The 23,591-nt window shown below is 42.0% G+C and carries 27 protein-coding genes and 1 other annotated feature; all 27 genes read left to right on the forward strand.

All coding sequences use genetic code 11. The features are described 5' to 3' along the window. Positions 1 to 9 precede the first annotated feature (9 nt). The 27 genes from sigH (at position 10) to rpmC (ending at position 23,574) form a co-directional block, all read left to right on the forward strand. Complete coding sequence (sigH, locus tag MHH68_RS00645) at positions 10 to 666, forward strand: RNA polymerase sporulation sigma factor SigH (RefSeq protein ID WP_003217132.1); 657 nt, start codon at positions 10 to 12, stop codon at positions 664 to 666. 76 nt (positions 667 to 742) lie between these two features. Continuing rightward, positions 743 to 892, forward strand: coding sequence for a 50S ribosomal protein L33 (gene rpmG / locus MHH68_RS00650; protein WP_012008694.1), 150 nt, complete (start codon positions 743 to 745; stop codon positions 890 to 892). Positions 893 to 927: 35 nt separating this feature from the next. Further along, entirely contained in the window at positions 928 to 1,104 is a 177-nt protein-coding gene (gene secE, locus MHH68_RS00655; protein ID WP_003216942.1) for a preprotein translocase subunit SecE, read from the forward strand. Positions 1,105 to 1,274: 170 nt separating this feature from the next. Continuing rightward, positions 1,275 to 1,808 (forward strand): transcription termination/antitermination protein NusG, encoded by a 534-nt coding sequence (gene nusG, locus MHH68_RS00660; protein ID WP_003217197.1) that lies wholly within the window; start codon positions 1,275 to 1,277, stop codon positions 1,806 to 1,808. A gap of 171 nt (positions 1,809 to 1,979) precedes the next feature. Next, positions 1,980 to 2,405, forward strand: a complete 426-nt coding sequence (gene rplK, locus MHH68_RS00665; protein ID WP_003216956.1) for a 50S ribosomal protein L11 — start codon at positions 1,980 to 1,982, stop codon at positions 2,403 to 2,405. A 99-nt stretch (positions 2,406 to 2,504) separates the two neighbouring features. Continuing rightward, entirely contained in the window at positions 2,505 to 3,203 is a 699-nt protein-coding gene (rplA, locus tag MHH68_RS00670) for a 50S ribosomal protein L1 (RefSeq protein ID WP_007496292.1), read from the forward strand. A gap of 48 nt (positions 3,204 to 3,251) precedes the next feature. Next, positions 3,252 to 3,392 (forward strand) — a sequence feature (ribosomal protein L10 leader region). 69 nt (positions 3,393 to 3,461) lie between these two features. Then, entirely contained in the window at positions 3,462 to 3,962 is a 501-nt protein-coding gene (rplJ, locus tag MHH68_RS00675) for a 50S ribosomal protein L10 (RefSeq protein WP_003217048.1), read from the forward strand. Positions 3,963 to 4,003: 41 nt separating this feature from the next. After that, positions 4,004 to 4,369 carry a 50S ribosomal protein L7/L12 gene (gene rplL, locus MHH68_RS00680; protein ID WP_008345418.1) on the forward strand — a complete coding sequence of 122 codons (366 nt, stop codon included), beginning with the start codon at positions 4,004 to 4,006 and terminating at the stop codon, positions 4,367 to 4,369. Positions 4,370 to 4,466: 97 nt separating this feature from the next. Beyond that, a complete protein-coding gene (locus tag MHH68_RS00685; RefSeq protein WP_061406515.1) occupies positions 4,467 to 5,072 on the forward strand; it encodes a class I SAM-dependent methyltransferase in 606 nt (201 codons plus the stop codon). A gap of 255 nt (positions 5,073 to 5,327) precedes the next feature. Further along, positions 5,328 to 8,909, forward strand: coding sequence for a DNA-directed RNA polymerase subunit beta (gene rpoB / locus MHH68_RS00690; protein ID WP_041815109.1), 3,582 nt, complete (start codon positions 5,328 to 5,330; stop codon positions 8,907 to 8,909). 61 nt (positions 8,910 to 8,970) lie between these two features. Continuing rightward, positions 8,971 to 12,570: a DNA-directed RNA polymerase subunit beta' gene (rpoC, locus tag MHH68_RS00695; RefSeq protein ID WP_061406517.1), complete on the forward strand. Its 3,600-nt coding sequence runs from the start codon at positions 8,971 to 8,973 to the stop codon at positions 12,568 to 12,570. A 145-nt stretch (positions 12,571 to 12,715) separates the two neighbouring features. Then, a complete protein-coding gene (locus MHH68_RS00700; protein WP_003216985.1) occupies positions 12,716 to 12,964 on the forward strand; it encodes a 50S ribosomal protein L7ae-like protein in 249 nt (82 codons plus the stop codon). A 112-nt stretch (positions 12,965 to 13,076) separates the two neighbouring features. Then, positions 13,077 to 13,496 carry a 30S ribosomal protein S12 gene (gene rpsL / locus MHH68_RS00705; protein ID WP_003216962.1) on the forward strand — a complete coding sequence of 140 codons (420 nt, stop codon included), beginning with the start codon at positions 13,077 to 13,079 and terminating at the stop codon, positions 13,494 to 13,496. 120 nt (positions 13,497 to 13,616) lie between these two features. After that, entirely contained in the window at positions 13,617 to 14,087 is a 471-nt protein-coding gene (gene rpsG / locus MHH68_RS00710; protein ID WP_003216884.1) for a 30S ribosomal protein S7, read from the forward strand. Between the two features lie 54 nt (positions 14,088 to 14,141). Beyond that, positions 14,142 to 16,220 carry an elongation factor G gene (gene fusA / locus MHH68_RS00715; RefSeq protein ID WP_058015803.1) on the forward strand — a complete coding sequence of 693 codons (2,079 nt, stop codon included), beginning with the start codon at positions 14,142 to 14,144 and terminating at the stop codon, positions 16,218 to 16,220. A 118-nt stretch (positions 16,221 to 16,338) separates the two neighbouring features. Beyond that, the gene (gene tuf / locus MHH68_RS00720) at positions 16,339 to 17,529 is read left to right on the forward strand and encodes an elongation factor Tu (RefSeq protein WP_058015804.1); all 1,191 of its coding nucleotides are present in this window, start codon (positions 16,339 to 16,341) and stop codon (positions 17,527 to 17,529) included. 110 nt (positions 17,530 to 17,639) lie between these two features. Beyond that, entirely contained in the window at positions 17,640 to 18,599 is a 960-nt protein-coding gene (locus MHH68_RS00725) for an alpha/beta hydrolase (protein ID WP_339164700.1), read from the forward strand. 218 nt (positions 18,600 to 18,817) lie between these two features. Beyond that, a complete protein-coding gene (rpsJ, locus tag MHH68_RS00730) occupies positions 18,818 to 19,126 on the forward strand; it encodes a 30S ribosomal protein S10 (protein WP_003156464.1) in 309 nt (102 codons plus the stop codon). Positions 19,127 to 19,163: 37 nt separating this feature from the next. Continuing rightward, entirely contained in the window at positions 19,164 to 19,793 is a 630-nt protein-coding gene (gene rplC / locus MHH68_RS00735; protein WP_012008703.1) for a 50S ribosomal protein L3, read from the forward strand. 27 nt (positions 19,794 to 19,820) lie between these two features. Further along, positions 19,821 to 20,444: a 50S ribosomal protein L4 gene (gene rplD / locus MHH68_RS00740; RefSeq protein ID WP_003217216.1), complete on the forward strand. Its 624-nt coding sequence runs from the start codon at positions 19,821 to 19,823 to the stop codon at positions 20,442 to 20,444. Continuing rightward, positions 20,444 to 20,731, forward strand: a complete 288-nt coding sequence (rplW, locus tag MHH68_RS00745; protein ID WP_003217016.1) for a 50S ribosomal protein L23 — start codon at positions 20,444 to 20,446, stop codon at positions 20,729 to 20,731. Before rplD ends, rplW begins: the two co-directional genes overlap by 1 nt. Positions 20,732 to 20,759: 28 nt before the next feature. Then, positions 20,760 to 21,593 carry a 50S ribosomal protein L2 gene (rplB, locus tag MHH68_RS00750; protein ID WP_003217065.1) on the forward strand — a complete coding sequence of 278 codons (834 nt, stop codon included), beginning with the start codon at positions 20,760 to 20,762 and terminating at the stop codon, positions 21,591 to 21,593. A 57-nt stretch (positions 21,594 to 21,650) separates the two neighbouring features. Then, a complete protein-coding gene (gene rpsS / locus MHH68_RS00755; RefSeq protein WP_003216920.1) occupies positions 21,651 to 21,929 on the forward strand; it encodes a 30S ribosomal protein S19 in 279 nt (92 codons plus the stop codon). 17 nt (positions 21,930 to 21,946) lie between these two features. Then, positions 21,947 to 22,288 (forward strand): 50S ribosomal protein L22, encoded by a 342-nt coding sequence (gene rplV, locus MHH68_RS00760; protein WP_058015806.1) that lies wholly within the window; start codon positions 21,947 to 21,949, stop codon positions 22,286 to 22,288. Between the two features lie 3 nt (positions 22,289 to 22,291). Further along, on the forward strand, positions 22,292 to 22,948 hold the full coding sequence (gene rpsC / locus MHH68_RS00765) for a 30S ribosomal protein S3 (protein ID WP_003217241.1): 657 nt from the start codon (positions 22,292 to 22,294) through the stop codon (positions 22,946 to 22,948). 1 nt (position 22,949) lies between these two features. Beyond that, positions 22,950 to 23,384 carry a 50S ribosomal protein L16 gene (rplP, locus tag MHH68_RS00770; RefSeq protein ID WP_003156478.1) on the forward strand — a complete coding sequence of 145 codons (435 nt, stop codon included), beginning with the start codon at positions 22,950 to 22,952 and terminating at the stop codon, positions 23,382 to 23,384. Next, positions 23,374 to 23,574, forward strand: coding sequence for a 50S ribosomal protein L29 (gene rpmC / locus MHH68_RS00775; RefSeq protein ID WP_003217155.1), 201 nt, complete (start codon positions 23,374 to 23,376; stop codon positions 23,572 to 23,574). The genes rplP and rpmC overlap by 11 nt, the downstream gene beginning before the upstream one ends. The last annotated feature ends 17 nt before the right edge of the window (positions 23,575 to 23,591 follow it).

Genomic DNA, 23,591 nt, shown 5'->3' on the forward strand with positions numbered 1-23,591 from the left:
GGGATCGAAGTGAATCTAAACAACAGCAAGGATAAATCCATCAGAGAGCAATTTTGCCAGTTGGAAGATGAACAAGTCATTGAAAGGGTTCATGTCGGAGATAGTGATGCGCTAGATTACTTAATAACGAAATACCGCAATTTTGTACGTGCAAAAGCAAGATCTTATTTCTTGATTGGAGCGGATCGAGAGGACATTGTCCAAGAAGGGATGATCGGACTTTATAAGTCTATCCGCGATTTCAGAGAGGACAAGCTTACTTCATTTAAGGCTTTTGCAGAATTATGTATTACCCGCCAAATTATCACCGCAATTAAAACAGCTACTCGCCAAAAACATATCCCGTTAAATTCCTATGTATCATTAGATAAGCCAATATATGATGAAGAATCAGACAGAACATTGTTGGACGTCATTTCCGGTGCTAAAGCGCTTAACCCAGAAGATTTAATCATTAGCAAAGAAGAATTTGATGATATCGAAATGAAGATGGGTGAACTACTAAGCGAGCTGGAAAGAAAGGTTCTTGTGCTTTACCTTGATGGCAGATCCTATCAAGAGATTTCTGAAGATTTAAACCGTCATGTGAAATCAATTGATAACGCACTCCAAAGAGTAAAGAGAAAATTAGAGAAATATTTAGAGCTTCGCGAGATTAGTCTCTAATCAAACCTATATTGACAGCTTTTTCGACACTGTGATAAGGTACTAAGGAAATGATGTCGAGAAAATAGGTGTAAATATGAGGAAAAAGATTACTCTAGCCTGTAAAGACTGCGGAAGCCGCAATTATACGACAATGAAAAGTGATGCTTCAGCAGCTGAAAGATTAGAAGTTAAGAAATATTGCAAGACTTGTAATTCACATAAAACACATTTAGAAACGAAGTAAGATTTGCGTTCTTTAATCTGTGGAGGTCTTTTACAATGCGTATTATCAGTTTCTTAAAAAGTGTCGGAAAAGAAATGAAGAAGGTCAGCTGGCCAAAGAAAAACGAAATGATTCGTTACACAATCACTGTTATTTTAACAGTCGTATTCTTTGCAATCTTTTTCTCTTTTCTTGATATAGGAATCTCACAATTAATCGAATTAATTCATTAATACTTGAATAATGGTCTGCTGAACGTGCTATAATAGATCATAATATGACTTGCCAAAAAACCCGTTTTACGGGTTTTTTCAATTGCTTGAAAATATTTACCGGTACTCGAGATTCGTCAAATAGACATTACGAAATGTGGGGAGGGAAGGACTGAATAGTCCTGAACGAAATGGAAAAGAATTGGTATGTTGTGCATACGTACTCTGGCTATGAAAACAAAGTAAAAGCGAACTTGGAAAAGCGTGTTGAATCAATGGGCATGCAAGATAAGATCTTCCGCGTTGTCGTACCAGAAGAAGAAGAAACAGATATTAAAAATGGTAAGAAAAAAGTTGTCAAAAAGAAAGTATTCCCTGGCTATGTTCTAGTGGAAATCGTGATGACTGACGACTCTTGGTATGTTGTTCGTAATACACCAGGTGTCACAGGATTCGTTGGATCAGCTGGATCAGGCTCGAAGCCGACAGCGCTGCTGCCAGGCGAAGCTGAAACCATTCTGAAGAGAATGGGCCTTGAAGAACGCAAAACAGAAATCGACTTTGAATTGAAAGAAACAGTCAAGGTCATCGACGGACCATTTGCTAACTTCACAGGCTCTATTGAAGAGATTGATTACGATAAAAGCAAAGTCAAAGTATTCGTTAATATGTTTGGTAGAGAAACACCCGTGGAACTTGAGTTCACGCAGATCGATAAATTGTAATTCAAAAGAGCTTGAAATGAGTGTATAGAAGTGGTAATATAGCAAAGGTACGTCTTGAGTTCGCTCAAGATCGCTAGCTAGTTATTTCGTCATTCATATAAAGAATGAAGTTGTTGAGTGGGAGGGGGATTCCCCTATTACCACATCACGGACTTTAAGGAGGTGTGTCTCGTGGCTAAAAAAGTAGTTAAAGTTGTTAAATTGCAAATTCCTGCTGGAAAAGCTAACCCAGCTCCACCAGTTGGACCTGCACTAGGTCAAGCCGGTGTTAATATCATGGGATTCTGTAAGGAGTTTAATGCTCGTACAGCTGACCAAGCTGGTCTTATCATTCCTGTTGAAATTTCGGTTTTTGAAGACCGTTCATTTACATTTATTACTAAAACTCCACCTGCTGCAGTTTTACTTAAAAAAGCAGCTGGTATTGAGTCTGGTTCTGGTGAACCTAACCGTAATAAAGTGGCAACTGTTAAGCGTGATAAAGTACGCGAAATCGCGGAAACAAAAATGCCTGACTTAAACGCTGCTAGCGTTGAATCAGCTATGCGCATGGTTGAAGGTACTGCACGCAGTATGGGTATTGTCATCGAAGATTAATTTATTGTCTTGTTGGGTTGCGAGTTTGGTTTTGACAAGTTCGCAACCCTTATTCGTGGGAGGTTATTCCGCTAAAACCACATAAGGAGGATTTTTATAATGGCTAAAAAAGGTAAAAAGTATGTAGAAGCTGCTAAGCTGATCGAACGTACTAAAGCGTATGATGTAGCTGAAGCTGTTTCTCTTACAAAAAAAGCAAATACAGCGAAATTTGATGCGACTGTAGAAGTTGCTTTTCGTTTGGGCGTAGACCCTCGTAAAAACGATCAACAAATCCGCGGTGCAGTTGTACTTCCTAACGGAACTGGTAAAACTCAACGCGTTCTTGTGTTCGCTAAAGGCGAAAAAGCAAAAGAAGCAGAAGCTGCTGGAGCAGACTATGTTGGAGATTCTGATTACATCACTAAAATCCAACAAGGCTGGTTTGAATTCGATGTAATCGTTGCGACACCTGACATGATGGGTGAAGTTGGTAAGATCGGTCGTGTACTTGGACCAAAAGGTCTTATGCCAAACCCTAAAACAGGAACTGTTACATTCGAAGTAGAAAAAGCAATCAATGAAATCAAAGCTGGTAAAGTAGAATACCGCGTTGATAAAGCTGGTAACATCCACGCGCCAATCGGAAAGGTTTCTTTCGAGGACGAAAAGCTTGTTGAGAACTTTGCAACAATCTATGACACAATCCTTAAAGCAAAACCTGCAGCGGCTAAAGGTGTATACGTGAAAAACGTTTCTGTTACATCTACTATGGGCCCTGGCGTGAAAGTGGATCCATCTTCTTTCTCTGCAAAATAAAACTTGACTTATCACAATCATTTTGATAATATCAAAATGTTGTAAAATAGAATATGTCCATTTATACCGTAGACAGCAGGGGCCTTATGGCTTAATTAACCCGCCGAGGTGTATATGTCACAGTCTTACGTTAACGTATGCTTGTATATACAGCCTCCATGTCTTAATGGAGGCTTTTTATATGGAGAACCGTTCGTTAGGAACGTGATGGCCTGATCGGTATAAGTGTTACACAAACAATGTACAGGAGGTGTAACCATGAGCAATGCAATCGATACAAAAAAAGTTGTCGTTGATGAAATTACTTCTAAATTTAAAGATAGTATGTCTACTGTCATTGTAGATTACCGCGGTCTTTCAGTTTCTGAAGTGACTGAACTTCGTAAACAGCTTCGTGACGCTGGCGTAGAATTCAAAGTTTACAAAAATACTTTGACTCGCCGTGCAGTTGAACAAGTTGAACTAACGGGTTTAAACGATTTCTTAACAGGTCCAAACGCTATCGCATTCAGTAACGAAGATGTTATCGCACCTGCGAAAATCATCAACGAATTTGCGAAAAGCCACGAAGCTTTAGAAATCAAAGCTGGTGTCATCGAAGGAAACGTAGCGACTGTAGAAGAAGTGAAGGCTCTTGCGGAACTTCCGTCTCGCGAAGGCTTACTATCTATGTTGCTTAGCGTTCTTCAAGCTCCAGTTCGTAACCTTGCTCTTGCTACTAAAGCAGTTGCAGATCAAAAAGAAGAACAAGGCGCTTAATGCGTACTTGACGTAAAAAACTTAAAATGGAGGAATTACAAATGGCTTTAAATATCGAAGAAATCATTGCTTCAGTTAAAGAAGCAACTGTACTTGAGTTAAACGACTTAGTAAAAGCAATCGAAGAAGAATTTGGCGTAACTGCTGCTGCTCCTGTAGCTGTAGCTGCTGGTGGCGGTGCTGCTGCTGAAGAAAAAACTGATTTTGATCTAGTACTTGCTGGTGCTGGAGACCAAAAAATCAAAGTTATCAAAGTGGTTCGTGAAATCACTGGTCTTGGCTTGAAAGAAGCTAAAGAACTTGTTGACAACACTCCAAAACCACTTAAAGAAGGTATTGCTAAAGAAGAAGCTGAAGAACTTAAAGCTAAGCTTGAAGAAGTTGGCGCTTCTGTAGAAGTTAAGTAATCTTCGCCTAATCTTTTGGGAAAGCTCGCTTTTACTGGCGGGCTTTTTCTTTTCTATTCTCCTGAAACGATTGAATCCAGAGGAGGTCCAATTCACCATGAGTGACCACTATTATACGGAAAAGCCATCAGTGAAAAGCAATAAACAGACATGGGACTTCACCTTGAGAAACCGTACCTATACTTTTACAAGTGACAGTGGAGTGTTTTCTAAGAAAGAAGTCGACTTTGGTTCGAGGCTTTTAATTGAAGCTTTTGAAGAACCTGACGTGGGTGGCGATGTCTTAGATGTCGGTTGCGGTTATGGACCGATTGGCTTATCGTTAGCAAACGAAATGACGAGCCGCACCATTCATATGATTGATGTGAACGAAAGAGCAGTCGAACTTTCAAAGGAAAACGCTAAACATAATCGCATTGATAATGTCCGCATCTATCAAAGTGATTTGTTCTCGAATGTTCATTCATCAGCTGCTTTTGCCTCTATACTGACCAATCCCCCAATACGGGCAGGGAAGAAAGTTGTACATGCGATCTTTGAAAAAAGTGCTGATCATTTATTGCCGGAAGGTGAGTTGTGGGTGGTTATTCAGAAAAAGCAGGGCGGACCATCTGCGATTGAGAAATTAGAACAGCTCTTTGGAGAAGTCGAAGTTGTATTGAAAAAAAAGGGCTACTATATTATCAAAGCTAAAAAAGTTTGACGCAGTTTCCTAGCTGTGTTAACATTATAAAATGCCAATGTGTATATTTTGCTTGATAGGCTTAAAAAACAACTATTTTGTATAAATTATGCATACTTGGGAAAACTAATAAAATCGGTATTTGTTTTTGGATGTGGTTTTCTTATTTTAGAAACCCTTTTTTCTTTTGTCTTGTAAAAGTATTTCTTTACTGACATTTGAAAGGCTGAAATACTTTTTACACATATAATACGCATGATTTGAGGGGTGAATCAGTTGACAGGTCAACTAGTTCAGTATGGACGACACCGCCAGCGCAGAAGCTACGCACGCATAAGCGAAGTGTTAGAATTACCAAATCTCATTGAAATTCAAACCTCTTCTTATCAGTGGTTTCTTGATGAGGGTCTTAGAGAGATGTTTCAAGATATATCCCCAATTGAGGATTTTACTGGTAACCTTTCTCTTGAATTCATTGATTACAGCCTAGGGGATCCTAAGTATCCTGTAGCAGAATCAAAAGAACGTGATGTAACTTACTCTGCTCCACTAAGAGTAAAAGTTCGTTTAATTAACAAAGAAACTGGAGAAGTAAAAGACCAAGATGTGTTCATGGGTGATTTCCCAATCATGACAGACACAGGTACTTTTATCATTAACGGTGCGGAACGTGTAATCGTTTCTCAGTTAGTACGTTCTCCAAGTGTATATTTCAGTGGTAAAGTAGACAAAAACGGTAAAAAAGGTTTTACTGCGACTGTCATTCCAAACCGTGGCGCATGGTTAGAATACGAAACTGATGCGAAGGATGTAGTCTATGTACGCATCGATCGCACACGTAAGTTGCCGGTTACGGTTCTTTTGCGTGCTCTCGGCTTCAGCTCTGATCAAGAGATTCTTGACCTCATTGGCGAGAATGAATACTTACGCAACACGCTGGAAAAAGACAATACAGAGAATGCGGATAAAGCACTTCTCGAAATCTACGAGCGTCTCCGTCCTGGAGAGCCGCCAACTGTTGAAAATGCGAAAAGCCTGCTAGACTCTCGCTTCTTCGATCCGAAGAGATATGACCTGGCAAATGTTGGACGCTACAAGATTAATAAAAAGCTTCATATTAAAAATAGACTGTTCAATCAAAAATTGGCTGAGACGTTAGTTGACCCTGAAACAGGTGAAATTCTAGCAGAAAAAGGTCAAATTTTAGACAGAAGAGTTCTTGATAAAGTTCTTCCATACTTAGAAAACGGCATCGGATTTAGAAAGCTATATCCAAATGGTGGCGTAGTAGAAGATGAAGTAGAACTTCAATCTATTAAGATTTATGCACCGTCTGATCAAGAAGGCGAGCAAGTGATCAACGTGATCGGGAATGCATACGTAGAGGAAGCTGTGAAAAACATCACGCCTTCTGACATCATTGCATCGATCAGTTACTTCTTCAACCTTCTTCATGGTGTAGGTGACACAGATGATATCGATCACCTTGGTAACCGTCGCCTGCGTTCTGTAGGTGAGCTTCTGCAGAACCAATTCCGTATTGGTTTAAGCAGAATGGAGCGTGTTGTTCGTGAAAGAATGTCGATCCAAGACACAAACACGATCACACCTCAGCAACTAATCAATATTCGTCCTGTGATCGCTTCTATCAAAGAGTTCTTTGGTAGTTCTCAGCTTTCTCAGTTCATGGATCAAACAAACCCGCTTGCTGAATTGACGCACAAACGTCGTCTGTCAGCGCTTGGGCCTGGTGGTTTGACACGTGAGCGTGCAGGAATGGAAGTTCGTGACGTTCACTACTCTCACTATGGTCGTATGTGTCCGATTGAAACACCAGAGGGTCCAAACATTGGTTTGATCAACTCTCTATCTTCATTTGCAAAAGTGAATCGTTTCGGCTTTATTGAAACACCTTACCGCAGGGTTGATCCTGAAACAGGTAAAGTGACACCGAGAATCGACTACTTAACTGCTGATGAAGAGGATAACTACGTAGTAGCACAAGCGAACGCTCTTCTAGCTGATGATGGTTCGTTTATCGATGATAATATCATTGCTCGTTTCAGAGGGGAAAACACCGTTGTTCCTCGAAACCGCGTTGACTACATGGACGTTTCGCCAAAGCAGGTTGTTTCTGCAGCGACAGCATGTATTCCATTCTTAGAAAACGATGACTCTAACCGTGCTCTAATGGGAGCGAACATGCAACGTCAGGCTGTGCCTTTGATGCAGCCGGAATCACCGATTGTTGGTACAGGTATGGAGTATGTATCAGGTAAAGACTCTGGTGCTGCTGTCATCTGCCGCTACCCAGGTGTTGTAGAACGTGTTGAAGCAAAAAATATTTGGGTTCGCCGCTATGAAGATGTCGACGGACAACAAGTCAAAGGAAACCTAGACAAATACAGCTTGCTGAAATTTGTCCGCTCTAACCAAGGGACTTGCTACAACCAGCGTCCAATCGTAAGTGTTGGAGATGAAGTCGTAAAAGGAGAAATCCTTGCAGACGGTCCTTCAATGGAAAAAGGTGAATTGGCTCTAGGACGTAACGTCATGGTCGGCTTCATGACTTGGGACGGTTATAACTACGAGGATGCGATCATCATGAGTGAGCGCCTTGTAAAAGATGACGTCTACACGTCGATTCATATTGAAGAATATGAATCAGAAGCTCGTGATACAAAGCTTGGACCGGAAGAAATCACTCGTGATATTCCAAACGTTGGGGAAGATGCTTTACGCAACCTTGACGAGCGTGGAATCATCCGTATCGGTGCAGAAGTAAAAGACGGAGACCTTCTTGTAGGGAAAGTAACGCCTAAAGGTGTAACCGAACTAACAGCTGAAGAACGTCTATTACATGCAATCTTCGGTGAAAAGGCTCGTGAAGTACGTGATACGTCTCTACGTGTTCCACACGGCGGCGGCGGAATTATCCACGACGTCAAAGTCTTTAACCGTGAAGATGGAGATGAATTACCTCCGGGTGTTAACCAGTTAGTCCGCGTATACATCGTTCAGAAGCGTAAGATTTCTGAAGGTGACAAAATGGCCGGACGACATGGTAACAAAGGGGTTATCTCTAAAATCCTTCCAGAAGAAGATATGCCGTATCTTCCAGATGGAACACCGATTGATATCATGTTAAACCCTCTAGGGGTACCATCTCGTATGAACATCGGTCAGGTACTTGAGCTTCATATGGGTATGGCTGCACGTTACCTTGGCATCCACATTGCGTCACCAGTATTTGATGGTGCGCGTGAGGAAGATGTTTGGGAAACGCTTGAAGAAGCAGGTATGTCCCGTGATGCGAAAACAGTCCTTTATGACGGTCGAACTGGTGAACCATTCGATAACCGTGTATCAGTCGGAATCATGTACATGATCAAACTGGCTCACATGGTTGACGATAAACTTCACGCACGTTCAACTGGTCCATACTCACTTGTTACGCAGCAGCCACTTGGCGGTAAAGCACAGTTTGGTGGTCAGCGTTTCGGAGAGATGGAAGTATGGGCACTTGAAGCTTACGGTGCAGCATACACACTTCAAGAGATCTTAACAGTTAAATCGGATGACGTTGTGGGTCGTGTGAAAACATACGAAGCCATCGTCAAAGGGGATAACGTCCCTGAACCAGGTGTCCCTGAATCATTCAAAGTGTTAATCAAAGAACTTCAAAGTTTAGGTATGGATGTCAAAATCCTATCTGGCGATGAAGAAGAGATAGAAATGAGAGATTTAGAAGACGATGAGGAAACGAAGAAAGCAGACGGATTAGCGTTATCTAATGACGAAGATGCTGCAGACCTCGCACCTGTCGATCTTGAACGTGACGCAGTCACAAAAGAATAGCAGAAACGATTAGAGCAAGTGACTAGGGTATAACCCGAAGATTAAAAGGGAGGTAGGCCCCTTGCTAGATGTGAACAATTTTGAGTATATGAACATCGGTCTCGCATCACCTGATAAAATCCGTTCTTGGTCTTTTGGTGAAGTGAAAAAGCCTGAAACGATTAACTATCGTACACTGAAACCTGAAAAGGATGGTCTCTTTTGTGAACGTATCTTCGGACCGCAAAAAGACTGGGAATGTCATTGTGGAAAGTATAAACGCGTTCGTTATAAGGGTGTTGTGTGTGACCGTTGTGGTGTAGAAGTAACACGGGCAAAAGTCCGTCGTGAGAGAATGGGGCATATTGAACTGGCTGCCCCAGTTTCCCACATTTGGTATTTCAAAGGTATCCCAAGCCGTATGGGTCTTGTTCTTGATATGTCACCACGTGCGTTAGAAGAAGTGATTTACTTCGCTTCTTACGTTGTGACAGATCCGGGCAACACACCGCTTGAGAAGAAACAACTTCTTTCTGAGAAGGAATTCCGTGCTTATTTAGATAAATACGGTAATACATTCTCAGCAGCTATGGGTGCAGAAGCAATCAATAAACTTCTTCAAGATATCGATCTTGTCAAAGAAGTAGATACACTGAAAGAAGAGCTGAAAACTGCTCAAGGACAGCGTCGTACACGTGCGATTAAACGCCTTGAAGTGCTAGAAGCCTTCCGTAACTCAGGAAACAAACCATCATGGATGATTCTTGATGTACTTCCGGTTATTCCGCCAGAATTACGTCCAATGGTTCAGCTTGATGGTGGACGTTTTGCTACTTCTGACTTAAACGACCTTTATCGTCGTGTCATCAACCGTAACAATCGTCTGAAACGTTTATTAGATCTTGGCGCGCCAAGCATCATCGTTCAGAACGAGAAGCGTATGCTTCAAGAAGCTGTCGATGCCTTGATTGATAATGGACGTAGAGGCCGACCAGTAACAGGACCAGGAAACAGACCATTGAAATCTCTTTCTCATATGTTGAAAGGGAAACAAGGACGTTTCCGCCAAAACTTGCTTGGTAAACGTGTTGACTATTCTGGACGTTCCGTTATTGTCGTAGGACCACATTTGAAAATGTATCAGTGTGGACTTCCGAAAGAAATGGCTCTTGAATTATTCAAACCATTCGTGATGAAGGAGCTTGTTGAAAAAGGTTTAGCTCACAACATCAAGAGTGCGAAGCGTAAAATTGAGCGCGTGCAGCCGGAAGTATGGGATGTTTTAGAATCAGTGATTCGCGAGCACCCAGTCTTACTAAACCGTGCACCGACTCTTCACAGACTTGGTATTCAAGCGTTTGAACCTACACTTGTGGAAGGACGCGCAATTCGTCTGCATCCACTTGTATGTACAGCCTACAACGCTGACTTTGACGGTGACCAAATGGCGGTTCACGTACCATTATCTGCTGAGGCTCAAGCTGAAGCTCGTATCTTAATGCTTGCTGCTCAAAACATTTTGAACCCGAAAGATGGAAAACCTGTTGTTACGCCATCTCAGGATATGGTGCTTGGTAACTACTACCTTACACTTGAGCGTAAAGGTGCTATCGGAGAAGGTATGGTCTTCAAAGATACGAACGAAGCCCTTCTAGCTTATCAAAATGGGTATGTGCATCTTCATACACGTGTAGCTGTTGCAGCTAACTCGTTGAAGAATGTGACATTCACTGATGAACAGCGTTCTAAATTGTTGATTACAACAGTTGGAAAATTGATCTTTAACGAAATCTTACCGGAATCATTCCCTTACATGAATGAGCCGACAAAGAGCAATATTGAAGAAAAAACGCCTGACCGCTTCTTCCTTGAAAAAGGTGAAGATGTCAAAGTGGCGATCGAGAAACAAGAAATCAATGCGCCGTTCAAAAAAGGTATTTTAGGTAAAATCATTGCGGAAATCTTTAAGAGATTCCATATCACTGAGACATCTAAAATGCTTGACCGCATGAAAAATCTTGGTTTCAAATACTCTACTAAAGCGGGTATTACGGTTGGGGTTTCTGATATCGTCGTATTAGATGATAAACAGAAGATCCTCGAAGAAGCGCAAGCAAAAGTAGATAACGTCATGAAGCAATTCAGACGTGGTTTGATTACTGAAGAAGAGCGTTACGAGAGAGTCATTTCGATCTGGAGTTCTTCTAAAGATGTCATCCAAGGTAAACTGATGAAGTCCCTTGATGAAGTCAACCCAATCTACATGATGAGTGACTCTGGAGCGCGTGGTAACGCATCTAACTTCACTCAGCTGGCTGGTATGCGTGGTCTGATGGCCAACCCGGCTGGACGTATTATCGAACTTCCGATCAAATCTAGTTTCCGTGAAGGTTTAACCGTATTGGAATACTTTATTTCCACTCACGGAGCGCGTAAAGGTCTTGCCGATACAGCCCTTAAAACAGCTGACTCAGGTTACCTCACGCGTCGTCTCGTCGACGTTGCACAGGATGTTATCATCCGTGAAACAGATTGCGGTACAGACCGTGGTATCTTGGCGAAGTCCATTAGAGAAGGAAATGAAATTATTGAGAAACTTGAAGAACGTCTAATTGGACGTTTTGCAAGAAAACCAATTGTTCATCCTGAAACGGGCGAAGTCATTGTTGGCGAAAACGAACTAATTGATGAAGATAAAGCACTTGAAGTAGTTGAAGCAGGAATTGAGGAAGTATGGATCCGTTCTGCATTTACATGTAACACGCCTCATGGTGTATGTAAACGATGCTACGGCCGTAACCTTGCAACTGGTACTGACGTTGAAGTCGGTGAAGCAGTTGGAATCATCGCTGCTCAATCAATCGGTGAGCCAGGAACACAGCTTACAATGCGTACGTTCCACACCGGTGGGGTAGCAGGAGACGATATCACACAAGGTTTACCTCGTATCCAAGAGCTATTTGAAGCGCGTAATCCGAAAGGGCAAGCGACCATTTCTGAAATTGATGGTGTCGTTGCTGAAATTAACGATGTTCGTGACAAGCAGCAGGAAATTGTGGTTCAAGGCGACGTTGAAACTCGTTCTTACACAGCTCCTTACAATGCACGTCTGAAAGTTGTTGAAGGTGACAAAGTCACTCGTGGTCAAGTACTGACAGAAGGTTCGATCGATCCGAAAGAACTTCTTAAAGTGACTGACATGACAGCTGTTCAAGAATATCTGCTTCATGAAGTACAAAAAGTATACCGTATGCAAGGGGTAGAAATCGGAGATAAGCACGTTGAGGTAATGGTTCGCCAAATGCTTCGTAAAGTGCGTGTCGCTGATGCAGGGGATACAGATGTATTACCAGGCACACTTCTTGATGTACATCAATTCACTGATGCGAACAAAAAAGTACTATTCGAAGGCAAGCGCCCTGCAACAGGCCGCCCAGTTCTTCTTGGTATTACAAAAGCATCGCTTGAAACAGACTCATTCTTGTCTGCAGCATCCTTCCAAGAAACGACTCGTGTCCTAACAGATGCGGCGATCAAAGGAAAACGTGATGAACTGCTTGGCTTGAAAGAGAATGTTATCATCGGTAAACTTGTTCCAGCTGGAACAGGAATGCCAAACTACCGTAAAGTTAAGCCGGTTTCACAAGTGCAGCCGTCTGACGATATGGTTCCTGTAGAGTAATCTTTCTCGTGAGATTCCTATAAAATCATCAAAAAATGGTGAAGGATGTCAAGATAATCTGTCATATGATATTGACATCCTTCTGCCATGATGATAATATAACCAAGGTGCTCAAAATAAAACCTGTTACTTTGGAGGATATTCGATGTCTTATGATAAAGTATCACAGGCCCAATCCATTATTATTGGTACGAAGCAAACAGTAAAAGCTCTGAAACGAGATTCAGTAAAGGAAATCGTCGTAGCGAAAGATGCTGATCCTGCTTTAACAGCTAGTGTAACAAAACTAGCGCAAGAGAAGGGTGTAGACATTCTAGTGGTAGATTCCATGAAAAAGCTCGGCAAAGCCTGCGGAATTGAAGTTGGGGCAGCAGCTGTTGCCATTATGTTATAGCGTACTTGTTTTGTTTTTGCATGTGTAAATGCAAAAGCATTGTTTTTTGCCTTTTAATGAACCACCTGGGTATGTGGGTTATAAAAAAAGCAACGAAGGGAGGAATAACAACATGCCTACAATTAATCAGCTAATACGCAAAGGACGCGTGAGTAAAGTTGAAAACTCAAAGTCTCCTGCACTTAACAAAGGATACAACAGTTTCAAAAAAGAGCACACTAACGTAACATCTCCACAGAAGCGCGGGGTTTGTACTCGTGTCGGTACAATGACACCGAAAAAACCAAACTCAGCACTACGTAAATATGCTCGTGTACGTTTGTCTAACCTGATTGAGGTAACAGCTTACATTCCTGGTATCGGACATAATCTACAAGAGCACAGTGTAGTACTTATCCGTGGCGGACGTGTAAAAGACTTACCGGGTGTACGTTACCACATCGTTCGTGGTGCGCTTGATACTGCCGGAGTTGACGGTCGTATGCAAGGACGTTCTAAATACGGAACAAAACGCCCTAAACAAAGCAAATAATACAAACAAACATAAGGGTTTTTAGAAGTTGATATCAGATCAGTGGAGTCAGGCAACTGACAATGATATTGAGATGAGAGACAGATAGAAATCCTTTTAAATGAGAAGGGAGGCTATCAGATGCCACGTAAAGGTCCTGTAGCAAAAAGAGACGTATTGCCAGATCCAATTTACAATTCTAAACTTGTATCTCGTTTGATCAACAAAATGATGATCGACGGTAAAAGAGGAAAGTCACAAACAATTCTCTACAAGTCATTTGATATCATCAAAGAACGTACTGGTAATGAAGCGATGGAGGTTTTCGAACAAGCCTTGAAAAACATCATGCCAGTTCTTGAAGTTAAAGCACGTCGTGTAGGTGGAGCTAACTACCAAGTTCCTGTAGAAGTTCGCCCAGACCGTCGTACTACTTTAGGTCTTCGCTGGTTAGTAAACTACGCTCGTCTTCGTGGAGAAAAAACGATGGAAGAGCGTCTTGCTAACGAAATCCTTGACGCAGCTAACAACACTGGTGCTGCTGTTAAGAAACGTGAAGATACACACAAAATGGCAGAAGCGAACAAAGCATTCGCTCACTACCGCTGGTAGGATTTATACCAAACTAAAAAAACTATTCCCTAATAAGGAAGGAGAAATTACCCAATGGCAAGAGAGTTCTCCTTAGACAAGACTCGTAATATTGGTATCATGGCTCACATCGATGCCGGTAAAACGACAACGACTGAGCGTATCTTATACTACACTGGTCGTATCCATAAAATTGGTGAAACTCACGAAGGAGCTTCCCAAATGGACTGGATGGAGCAGGAGCAAGAACGTGGTATTACAATCACTTCTGCTGCTACTACAGCACAATGGAAAGGTTACCGTGTAAACATCATCGATACACCAGGACACGTAGACTTCACTGTTGAAGTTGAACGTTCTTTACGTGTACTTGATGGTGCGGTAGCAGTTCTTGATGCACAATCAGGTGTAGAGCCACAAACTGAAACAGTTTGGCGCCAAGCAACAACTTACGGAGTACCTCGTATCGTATTCGTTAACAAAATGGATAAAACCGGTGCGGACTTCCTTTACTCTGTAAGCACATTAAGAGATCGTCTTCAAGCGAACGCTCATGCAATTCAATTGCCGATCGGCGCTGAAGATCAATTCGAAGGAATCATCGACCTTGTAGATAACGTAGCATACTTCTACGAAGATGACCTTGGAACTCGCTCTGATGCACAAGAAATCCCTGCTGAGTATAAAGACAAAGCTGAAGAGCTTCGCAACAGCCTTATTGAAGCTGTCGCTGAGCTTGATGAAGAGCTTATGGAAAAATACCTTGAGGGTGAAGAAATTACAATTCCTGAATTGAAAGCTGCAATCCGTAAAGGAACGTTGAATGTTGAATTCTACCCAGTTCTTGTTGGATCTGCTTTCAAAAACAAAGGTGTTCAGCTTGTCCTTGATGCTGTGCTTGATTACCTTCCTGCACCAACTGATGTTGCTGCAATCAAAGGTATCTTGCCAGATTCAAATGAAGAGGTTGTTCGTGAGTCTACTGATGACGCACCATTCGCAGCTCTTGCATTTAAAGTTATGACTGACCCTTATGTTGGGAAACTAACTTTCTTCCGCGTATACTCTGGAACACTTGCTTCAGGTTCATACGTGAAGAACTCTTCTAAGAACAAGCGTGAGCGTGTTGGACGTATCCTTCAAATGCACGCAAACAGCCGTGAAGAAATCTCTACTGTATATGCAGGGGATATCGCAGCAGCTGTTGGTCTTAAAGATACATCTACTGGTGACACTCTTTGTGACGAGAAAGATACTGTTATCCTTGAGTCTATGGAATTCCCAGAGCCAGTTATCGATGTAGCAATCGAGCCTAAATCAAAGGCTGACCAAGATAAAATGGGTATCGCTTTAGCTAAACTAGCTGAAGAGGATCCTACATTCCGTACACAAACAAACCCTGAAACTGGTCAAACGATCATCTCTGGTATGGGTGAGCTTCACCTTGATATCATTGTTGACCGTATGAAGCGTGAGTTCAAGGTTGAAGCTAACGTAGGAGCTCCTCAAGTTGCGTACCGTGAAACATTCCGTTCTGGTGCAAAAGTTGAAGGTAAATTCGTACGTCAGTCTGGTGGACGTGGTCAGTTCGGACACGTTTGGATCGAATTCGAACCAAACGAAGAAGGCGCAGGCTTCGAATTTCAAAATGCAATCGTCGGTGGGGTTGTTCCTCGTGAATACATTCCAGCTATTCAAGCAGGTCTTGAAGATTCACTTGAAAATGGTGTATTAGCTGGATTCCCATTAATCGACATCAAAGCTAAATTATTTGATGGATCTTACCACGATGTTGACTCGAACGAAATGGCGTTTAAAATTGCTGCATCTATGGCATTGAAAAATGCTGTTAGCAAATGTAACCCAGTTCTACTTGAGCCAATGATGAAAGTGGAAGTCGTTATCCCTGAAGAATACATGGGAGACATCATGGGTGATATCACATCTCGTCGTGGACGTGTAGAAGGTATGGAAGCTCGCGGTAACGCTCAAGTTGTTCGCGCAATGGTTCCACTTTCTGAAATGTTCGGATATGCAACTTCACTCCGTTCTAACACACAAGGACGCGGTACTTTCACTATGCACATGGATCACTACGAAGAAGTGCCTAAGAGCATTAGTGAAGAAATCATCAAAAAAAATAAAGGTGAATAATTGATTTTGCCTTTAAACTAAAGTATAACTACTATTGAAGATCAGAAAGTGAGAGGTAACTCTTCACTTTCTATCACTCTATACCAAATACAATGAACCTTTAAGGAGGATTTTTAGAATGGCTAAAGAAAAATTCGACCGTTCCAAATCGCATGCTAACATTGGTACAATTGGACACGTTGACCATGGTAAAACAACTCTAACTGCTGCTATCTCAACAGTTCTTCATAAGAAGTCTGGTAAAGGATCAGCTATGGGATATGACCAAATCGATGGTGCTCCAGAAGAGCGCGAGCGTGGAATCACAATCTCAACTTCACACGTCGAGTATGAAACAGACACTCGTCACTATGCACACGTAGACTGCCCAGGACACGCTGACTACGTTAAAAACATGATCACTGGTGCTGCTCAAATGGACGGCGCGATCTTAGTAGTATCTGCTGCTGATGGTCCAATGCCACAAACACGTGAGCACATCCTACTTTCTCGTAACGTAGGTGTACCATACATCGTAGTATTCCTTAACAAATGTGACATGGTTGACGATGAAGAGTTACTTGAACTTGTTGAAATGGAAGTTCGTGACCTTCTTTCTGACTATGACTTCCCTGGTGACGATGTTCCAGTTATCAAAGGTTCTGCTCTTAAAGCTCTTGAAGGAGATGCTGATTACGAAGCAAAAATCTTTGAACTTATGGACGCGGTTGATGAGTACATCCCAACTCCAGAGCGTGACACTGACAAGCCATTCATGATGCCAGTTGAGGACGTATTCTCAATCACTGGTCGTGGAACAGTTGCTACTGGTCGTGTTGAGCGTGGACAAGTTAAAGTCGGCGACGAAGTTGAAATCATCGGTCTTCAAGAAGACAATGGTAAAACAACTGTTACAGGTGTTGAAATGTTCCGTAAGCTTCTTGACTATGCTGAAGCTGGTGACAACATCGGTGCATTACTTCGTGGTGTATCTCGTGAAGATATCCAACGTGGTCAAGTACTTGCTAAACCAGGTACAATCACTCCACATAGCCGTTTCAAAGCTGAAGTTTATGTACTTTCTAAAGAAGAGGGTGGACGTCATACTCCATTCTTCGCTAACTACCGTCCGCAGTTCTACTTCCGTACAACTGACGTAACTGGTATCGTACATCTTCCAGAAGGTACTGAAATGGTAATGCCTGGCGATAACACTGAGATGGAAGTTGAACTTATCTCTACTATCGCTATCGAAGAAGGAACTCGTTTCTCTATCCGTGAGGGTGGACGTACTGTAGGTTCTGGCGTCGTTTCAACTATCATTAAGTAATAAAACATATAAAAGAGACTCCTTGCAAAAGGGTCTCTTTTTTTGCTTTTCCAGATCAGAACGGCTACTATAAGCTATAGAATATAAATGGAACCGAGAGGATCACTGGAATGGCGAAGACATATTTGAAGAAATGGTTAATCGGCGGAGTTGATCAATGGATTATGATCAAAGAAGATCACACAAGTGAAACGAAGCCTGTTCTATTATTTGTACACGGTGGGCCTGGCTCCGCTCAAATCAGTTATATTGATTCGTTTCATGAGGGGCTTAATCGGGATTTTACAGTGGTTCATTGGGATCAGCGAGGTGCGGGACTTTCCTATCAAAAGAATCTCCCCGATAGCTCCATGACCATTCAGCAATTTATTGAAGATACGATTGAACTCACAGAGAAGGTCCTTTCATATCTAGGTCAATCAAAACTGTACATCGCCGGATATTCATGGGGGTCATTAATCGCCATACAAGCAGTACATAAACGCCCAGATTTATATCATGCTTATTATGGAATTAGTCAGGTAGTAGATGTATTAAAAGAGGATATTGTGTCGTACGAGCTTCTTTTGAAGAAATACCATCGTAATCGGTTGTTTACATGGTGTTTGCGATTACTGACGCCTCCTCCGTGGAAACGAATATCAGCTCATGCTCTGTTCTCTCTATATAAAGAGCTCGGAAGCGTAGGTTTCACACACAAGTGGAGGCCGCTGATTCAAATGCTGCGCGGGTTTCTTTTTAGTAAGACATATCAGCTCAAAGATAAGTGGAATTTCCTGAAAGGACAGAAGCTTAGTCAGGACATGCTATGGGATGAATTGATGAATGAGAGCATTGAATACCGAGTTTCTACTATATTAATACCTTGTTACTTTATCATTGGTGAATATGACATGATTACACCAGCTGCTGTATCAAAACCATATGTTGAGAAATTAACAGCACCAATCAAAGAATGGTTCACCTTTAAAGAATCTGCACATTCCCCGCATCTAGAAGAACCAGAAGAATTTATTCGTACCATAAAAAAGACTGCTGTACATCATCTTCAGGGAAAGCTTGATTTATAGGTTCAACCCCTGTATAATATGAAAAGTGTGCAAATCATAAATTTATCCGATTTATTATTGCAACACGCAGGCCAATTTGGTACAATAGTGCATGTTGGTCTTTGACTGCGATGAAGTGAGAGGTTGCTGACACACCCGGCCGCTTTGCCATGGCAAGGTGATCAGGTTTTTCTCACGGAGAACTGTCTAACGTAAGTAGGCGAAAAGGAGGGAAAATAATGGCAAAACAAAAAATTCGTATTCGTTTAAAAGCATATGATCATAGAATTCTTGATCAATCTGCTGAGAAGATTGTTGAAACGGCTAAGCGTTCTGGTGCTAGTGTATCTGGTCCAATTCCGCTTCCAACTGAAAAATCAGTTTACACAATCCTTCGTGCGGTGCATAAGTACAAAGATTCTCGTGAGCAATTTGAGATGCGTACTCACAAACGTCTAATCGACATCGTGAATCCAACTCCACAAACAGTTGATGCACTTATGCGTTTAGATTTACCATCTGGTGTAGATATCGAAATCAAACTTTAATTCAAATAGAAAACACATATTATAGGAGGTGTGACTAATGACCAAAGGAATCTTAGGTAGAAAAATTGGTATGACGCAAGTATTCGCAGAAAACGGTGATCTTATCCCTGTAACTGTTGTTGAGGCTGCTGCTAACGTTGTTCTTCAAAAGAAGACTACTGACACGGATGGCTATGAAGCAATCCAAATCGGTTTTGACGACAAACGTGAAAAGCTTTCTAACAAACCAGAGAAGGGCCACGTTGCTAAAGCGGAAACTGCTCCTAAGCGCTTCGTAAAAGAATTACGCGGTGCGGAGTTAGATGCGTATGAAGTTGGTCAGGAAGTCAAAGTTGATATTTTCGCAAATGGAGATATCGTAGATGTAACAGGAACATCAAAAGGTAAAGGATTCCAAGGGGCTATCAAGCGCCACGGACAATCACGCGGACCAATGACTCACGGTTCACGTTATCACCGTCGTCCTGGTTCAATGGGACCTGTTGATCCAAACCGAGTATTCAAAGGTAAACTTCTTCCAGGTCGTATGGGCGGAGAGCAAATCACTGTCCAAAACCTTGAGATCGTTAAAGTTGATGCAGAACGCAATCTTCTATTGATCAAAGGAAATGTACCAGGAGCTAAAAAATCTCTAGTAACTGTAAAGAGTGCAGTTAAATCTAAATAACTCTCTTAGGAAAGGAGGAAACAAGTCATGCCAAAAGTAGCATTATTTAACCAAAACGGTTCTACTAACGGTGAAATCGAATTAAACGCTTCTGTGTTTGGAATTGAGCCAAACGAAAGCGTAGTATTCGATGCTATTCTTATGCAAAGAGCTTCCTTACGTCAAGGAACTCACAAAGTAAAAACTCGTTCTGAAGTACGTGGCGGAGGTCGTAAGCCTTGGAGACAGAAGGGTACTGGTCGTGCTCGTCAAGGTTCTATCCGTTCACCACAATGGCGCGGAGGCGGTATCGTATTCGGTCCAACACCACGCAGCTATTCTTATAAATTACCTAAAAAAGTTCGCCGCTTGGCTATCAAGTCAGTATTGTCTTCTAAAGTAATCGACAACAACATCATCGTTCTTGAAGATCTGACTCTTGATGCAGTGAAAACGAAAGAATTCGCAGGCATCCTTAAGGGATTATCTGTCGAGAAGAAAGCGTTGATTGTCACTGCGGATGCAAACGAAACAGTTGCTTTATCTGCTCGTAACATCCCTGGAGTAACAGTTGTTGAAGCTAACGGTATCAACGTTCTTGACGTTGTCAACCACGAGAAACTTCTGATCACTAAAGCAGCGGTTGAAAAAGTAGAGGAGGGACTTGCATAATGAAAGATCCTCGTGATGTTCTAAAGCGCCCTATCATTACTGAACGTTCTGCTGATCTAATGACAGAGAAGAAGTACACGTTCGAAGTTGATGTCAGAGCTAACAAAACAGAAGTGAAAGATGCTGTTGAAGAAATCTTTGGAGTGAAAGTTGAGAAAGTCAACGTTCAAAACTACAAAGGAAAATCTAAACGCGTTGGACGCTACACTGGTATGACTAGCCGTCGCAGAAAAGCGATCGTGAAATTAACTGCTGACAGCAAAGAAATCGAAATTTTTGAAGCGTAAATCTTAAAAAGAAGGAGGGAAATTCAAAATGGCGATTAAAAAGTATAAACCAACCAGTAATGGTCGTCGTGGCATGACTACTTCAGATTTTGCTGAAATCACGACTGACAAACCAGAAAAATCGTTGCTTGCGCCGCTTCACAGAAAAGGCGGACGTAACAACCAAGGTAGAATGACTGTTCGTCATCAAGGTGGCGGTCATAAACGTCAATACCGTATCATCGACTTTAAGCGTGATAAAGACGGTATACCTGGACGCGTTGCTACAATCGAGTATGATCCAAACCGTTCAGCGAACATCGCTCTTGTAAACTATGCAGATGGTGAGAAACGTTACATTCTTGCTCCGAAAGGAATCCAAGTTGGTACTGAAGTTACTTCTGGACCAGAATCTGACATCAAACCAGGTAACGCTCTTCCACTTATCAACATCCCAGTTGGTACAGTTGTGCATAACATTGAATTAAAACCAGGTAAAGGTGGACAATTAGTTCGTTCTGCTGGTACTTCTGCTCAAGTTCTTGGTAAAGAAGGTAAATACGTTCTTGTACGTTTGAACTCAGGAGAAGTTCGTATGATTCTTTCTGCTTGCCGTGCGACTATCGGTCAAGTTGGAAACGAGCAACACGAATTAATTAACATCGGTAAAGCTGGACGTTCACGCTGGAAAGGCGTACGCCCAACAGTTCGTGGTTCTGTAATGAACCCTAACGATCACCCACACGGTGGTGGTGAAGGACGCGCTCCAATCGGACGTAAATCACCAATGTCTCCATGGGGCAAACCGACTCTTGGATTCAAGACTCGTAAGAAAACCAACAAGTCTGATAAATTCATTGTACGTCGTCGTAAAAACAAGTAACGGGGTTGTCTACGGTTCATTTAGGACCGTAGTTCAATCACGAAGGGAGGTTCCACAATGGCTCGCAGCTTAAAAAAAGGACCATTTGTTGATGATCATTTGATGGCTAAAGTCGAGAAATTGAATGAAACTGACAAAAAGCAAGTCGTAAAAACTTGGTCTCGTCGTTCTACAATTTTCCCACAATTCATCGGTCACACAATCGCTGTCTATGATGGACGCAAACATGTACCTGTTTTCATTTCTGAAGATATGGTAGGTCACAAATTGGGCGAATTCGCACCAAGCCGTACTTACAAAGGTCATGCTAGTGACGATAAAAAAACAAGACGCTAATGAGAGGAGGCTTTTAAATGCAAGCTAAAGCTGTCGCAAGAACAGTCCGTATTGCTCCTCGTAAAGCACGTCTAGTAATGGACCTGATCCGAGGTAAGCAAGTAGGAGAAGCAGTTTCTATCTTAAACCTTACACCTAAGGCTGCTTCACCAATTATTGAAAAAGTATTAAAATCTGCTATCGCAAACGCTGAGCACAACTACGAGTTGGACGCTAACAGCCTAGTGATTTCACAAGCATTCGTTGACGAAGGTCCAACACTTAAGAGATTCCGTCCACGTGCTATGGGTCGTGCGAGCGCAATTAACAAACGTACTAGCCACATTACAATCGTTGTATCAGAAAAGAAGGAGGGATAATCCGTGGGTCAAAAGGTAAATCCAGTAGGTCTTCGTATTGGCGTCATTCGTGATTGGGAATCTAAATGGTTCGCAGGAAAAGATTACGCTGACTTCTTACATGAAGACTTGAAAATCCGTGAATTCATCAGCAAGCGTTTGTCTGACGCGTCTGTTTCTAAAGTAGAAATCGAACGTGCTGCAAACCGCGTAAATATCACAATCCACACGGCTAAACCAGGTATGGTAATTGGTAAAGGCGGATCTGAAGTTGAAGCACTTCGTAAAGCTCTTAACAGCCTAACTGGCAAACGTGTACACATCAACATCCTTGAAATCAAAAGAGCAGATCTTGATGCTCAGCTAGTTGCTGAAAACATCGCTCGTCAACTTGAAAATCGTATTTCATTCCGTCGTGCACAAAAACAAACAATCCAACGCACAATGCGTGCTGGAGCACAAGGAATCAAAACAATGGTTTCTGGTCGTCTTGGCGGTGCAGATATTGCTCGTTCTGAATATTACAGTGAAGGTACTGTTCCGTTGCACACACTTCGTGCTGACATCGACTATGCTACTGCTGAAGCTGACACTACTTATGGTAAGCTTGGCGTAAAAGTATGGATCTATCGTGGAGAAGTCCTTCCAACTAAGAAGAATACTGCGGAAGGAGGAAAATAATATGTTATTGCCAAAACGCGTGAAGTATCGCAGAGAACATCGTGGAAAAATGCGTGGTCGTGCAAAAGGTGGTACTGAAGTACATTTCGGTGAGTACGGTATCCAAGCTCTAGAAGCTTCTTGGATCACAAACCGTCAAATCGAAGCTGCTCGTATTGCTATGACTCGTTACATGAAACGTGGCGGTAAAGTTTGGATTAAAATTTTCCCTTCTAAGCCATACACAGCAAAACCTCTAGAAGTCCGCATGGGTTCCGGTAAAGGTGCTCCAGAAGGATGGGTAGCTGTAGTAAAACCGGGCAAAGTTTTATTTGAAATTTCTGGTGTGTCTGAAGAAGTTGCTCGTGAAGCTCTTCGTCTTGCATCTCACAAATTGCCAATTAAAACGAAGTTCGTAAAACGTGAAGAAATTGGTGGTGAATCAAATGAAAGCTAATGAAATTCGTGACCTTACCACTGCTGAAATTGAACAAAAAGTAAAGTCTCTTAAAGAAGAACTTTTCAATCTTCGTTTCCAATTAGCGACTGGGCAGCTTGAAAACACTGCTCGCATTCGTGAAGTGCGTAAATCAATCGCACGCATGAAAACTGTGATTCGTCAAAGAGAAATCGCTGCTAATAAATAATAATTAGAGGGGAGGCC

It is taken from the genome of Bacillus sp. FSL K6-2841 (assembly GCF_037976435.1).
GTDB classification, from domain to species: domain Bacteria; phylum Bacillota; class Bacilli; order Bacillales; family Bacillaceae; genus Bacillus; species Bacillus pumilus.

Excerpts from the sequence above, each read along its gene's own strand:
- rpmG (WP_012008694.1), top strand. The coding sequence starts at position 743 with ATGAGGAAAAAGATTACTCTAGCCTGTAAAGACTGCGGAAGCCGCAAT.
- secE (WP_003216942.1), top strand. The coding sequence starts at position 928 with ATGCGTATTATCAGTTTCTTAAAAAGTGTCGGAAAAGAAATGAAGAAG.
- nusG (WP_003217197.1), top strand. The coding sequence starts at position 1,275 with ATGGAAAAGAATTGGTATGTTGTGCATACGTACTCTGGCTATGAAAAC.
- rplA (WP_007496292.1), top strand. The coding sequence starts at position 2,505 with ATGGCTAAAAAAGGTAAAAAGTATGTAGAAGCTGCTAAGCTGATCGAA.
- rplJ (WP_003217048.1), top strand. The coding sequence starts at position 3,462 with ATGAGCAATGCAATCGATACAAAAAAAGTTGTCGTTGATGAAATTACT.
- rplL (WP_008345418.1), top strand. The coding sequence starts at position 4,004 with ATGGCTTTAAATATCGAAGAAATCATTGCTTCAGTTAAAGAAGCAACT.
- MHH68_RS00685 (WP_061406515.1), top strand. The coding sequence starts at position 4,467 with ATGAGTGACCACTATTATACGGAAAAGCCATCAGTGAAAAGCAATAAA.
- MHH68_RS00700 (WP_003216985.1), top strand. The coding sequence starts at position 12,716 with ATGTCTTATGATAAAGTATCACAGGCCCAATCCATTATTATTGGTACG.
- rpsL (WP_003216962.1), top strand. The coding sequence starts at position 13,077 with ATGCCTACAATTAATCAGCTAATACGCAAAGGACGCGTGAGTAAAGTT.
- rpsG (WP_003216884.1), top strand. The coding sequence starts at position 13,617 with ATGCCACGTAAAGGTCCTGTAGCAAAAAGAGACGTATTGCCAGATCCA.
- fusA (WP_058015803.1), top strand. The coding sequence starts at position 14,142 with ATGGCAAGAGAGTTCTCCTTAGACAAGACTCGTAATATTGGTATCATG.
- tuf (WP_058015804.1), top strand. The coding sequence starts at position 16,339 with ATGGCTAAAGAAAAATTCGACCGTTCCAAATCGCATGCTAACATTGGT.
- MHH68_RS00725 (WP_339164700.1), top strand. The coding sequence starts at position 17,640 with ATGGCGAAGACATATTTGAAGAAATGGTTAATCGGCGGAGTTGATCAA.
- rpsJ (WP_003156464.1), top strand. The coding sequence starts at position 18,818 with ATGGCAAAACAAAAAATTCGTATTCGTTTAAAAGCATATGATCATAGA.
- rplC (WP_012008703.1), top strand. The coding sequence starts at position 19,164 with ATGACCAAAGGAATCTTAGGTAGAAAAATTGGTATGACGCAAGTATTC.
- rplD (WP_003217216.1), top strand. The coding sequence starts at position 19,821 with ATGCCAAAAGTAGCATTATTTAACCAAAACGGTTCTACTAACGGTGAA.
- rplW (WP_003217016.1), top strand. The coding sequence starts at position 20,444 with ATGAAAGATCCTCGTGATGTTCTAAAGCGCCCTATCATTACTGAACGT.
- rplB (WP_003217065.1), top strand. The coding sequence starts at position 20,760 with ATGGCGATTAAAAAGTATAAACCAACCAGTAATGGTCGTCGTGGCATG.
- rpsS (WP_003216920.1), top strand. The coding sequence starts at position 21,651 with ATGGCTCGCAGCTTAAAAAAAGGACCATTTGTTGATGATCATTTGATG.
- rplV (WP_058015806.1), top strand. The coding sequence starts at position 21,947 with ATGCAAGCTAAAGCTGTCGCAAGAACAGTCCGTATTGCTCCTCGTAAA.
- rplP (WP_003156478.1), top strand. The coding sequence starts at position 22,950 with ATGTTATTGCCAAAACGCGTGAAGTATCGCAGAGAACATCGTGGAAAA.
- rpmC (WP_003217155.1), top strand. The coding sequence starts at position 23,374 with ATGAAAGCTAATGAAATTCGTGACCTTACCACTGCTGAAATTGAACAA.